This is a genomic window from Micromonospora sp. NPDC005197, assembly GCF_040608295.1.
In the GTDB taxonomy this organism is placed as follows: domain Bacteria; phylum Actinomycetota; class Actinomycetes; order Mycobacteriales; family Micromonosporaceae; genus Micromonospora.
On the sequence record NZ_JBEXHY010000266.1, the window covers coordinates 1 to 1,688 of the forward strand.

A 1,688-nucleotide genomic window follows, 5' to 3' on the forward strand; every position below is an offset into this window, starting at 1 on the left:
CGGCGCGGGGCGCGGGGCGCGGGGCGCGGGGCCCGGGGCCCGGGGCCCGGGGCCCGGGGCCCGGGGCGCGGGGCGCGGGGCGCGGGGCGCGGGGCGCGAGTCGTGCAACGACGGCGATAGGTGCGGGCGTGGCGGGGTCGGGGTGGGACCGGACGTTGCGGGTCGGGTGACGTGCGGGAGTGCGGACGTGCCTCAAGGCGGCACTCGTGCGTTTTTCTCGCCAACCGGCGCAGTGTCGGAAAATGCGCCAATAAATGCGCCGCCGATTATTTCCGAAGGCCCTGGATACTCCTGTCGGGGCCGACAGAATGTGGCGGAGGGCAGTCGAAAACGGGGGGACTGAACATGACATCTAGGCGGCGATTGACGCTGTTGGCGGTAGCTATCGCGGCCGCACCGCTCGTGCTGGCCGGATGTACCGCCGACCGGGACGGGCCGGCCAAGGGACACGTCGCGGCGCCGGAGCTCACCGTGACACCGGGGGACAAGACCCGGGACGTTCCGATCAGCGCCGAGGTCGGCGCGGTGGTCAAGGGTGGACGGGTCACCGCTGTCCGGCTCACCGACGACAAGGGCGCGCAGGTCAAGGCGGAGCCGCGCGAGGACGGCTCCGGTTGGGTGCCGAGCGCGCCGCTGGCAGCTCGGCGTACGTACACCGCGGAGGTGACCGCGACCGGTGACTCGGGTGCGACCACGACGCGGACGACCACGTTCACCACGATGGCCAAGTCCACGAAGCCGCAGATCACCAGCACCCTCTATTTCGTCGGCAACCGGACGTACGGCACGGCAATGCCGGTAACCGTGGCGTTCGACCCGGGAATTCCGAAAGAGGCCAGGGCGGATGTGCAGCGCCGGTTGTTCGTGAAGACTAATCCGCCGCAGCCGGGTACCTGGTCGTGGCTGGACGACGGAAGTCAGGTCTATTACCGGGCGCCCGATTTCTGGCGGCCGGGGACGACGATCAGTGTCCGGGCGGGGCTGGAGGGCTTGCCGATCGGCAAGAACCTGGTCGGGGACGCCGAGCGGACCGCGACCTCGAAGATCGGGAGACAGGTCTCGCTGGAGATCGACAACGCCACGAAGCAGATGACGGTGCTGCGCGACGGCAAGCTGGTGCGCCGCATCCCGGTGAGCCTGGGCAAGCCGAGCACGCCCAGTTCCAGCGGCAAGATGGTGATCATGGAGAAGCACGAGCGGACCACCTTCGACACCCGGGGTGAGCCGAACGGCGGCTACGTGGTCGACGTCGACGACGCCCAGCGGCTCACCTGGGGTGGTGAGTTCATCCACTCGGCCCCCTGGTCGGAGGGCGAGCAGGGCTACACCAACACCTCGCACGGCTGCGCGAACGTCTCCGCCACGGCCGCGGACTGGCTGATGGGGGTGACCCAGGTCGGCGACCTGGTCACCGTCAAGGGCACCGAGGTCGACCTGCAACCCGGCAACGGCTGGACGGCGTGGAACGTGAGTTGGGACGAGTTCGTCAAGGGCAGCGCCCTGCCGGTGCCGTCCGGGCTCAAGCCCGCGCCGGTCGCCCCGGCGCACCCGGGCGCGGTGGCCGGCGGGTCACCCGCGCCGGCGCCCTCGATCAGCGGGCGCTGAGGCACCGGGCCGACCCACCGTCGCGGGGGGGCGGCCCGTGCGCCGTGCAGGCCCCCCGGCCGCGGCCGGGGCGGCCCCCGCCC

1 protein-coding gene is annotated in these 1,688 nt (G+C 71.8%); it reads left to right on the forward strand.

Going from position 1 to position 1,688, the window contains the following annotated elements:
- The first annotated feature begins 345 nt into the window (after positions 1 to 345).
- The gene (locus ABZU46_RS31715) at positions 346 to 1,605 is read left to right on the forward strand and encodes an Ig-like domain-containing protein (protein ID WP_354863370.1); all 1,260 of its coding nucleotides are present in this window, start codon (positions 346 to 348) and stop codon (positions 1,603 to 1,605) included.
- The last annotated feature ends 83 nt before the right edge of the window (positions 1,606 to 1,688 follow it).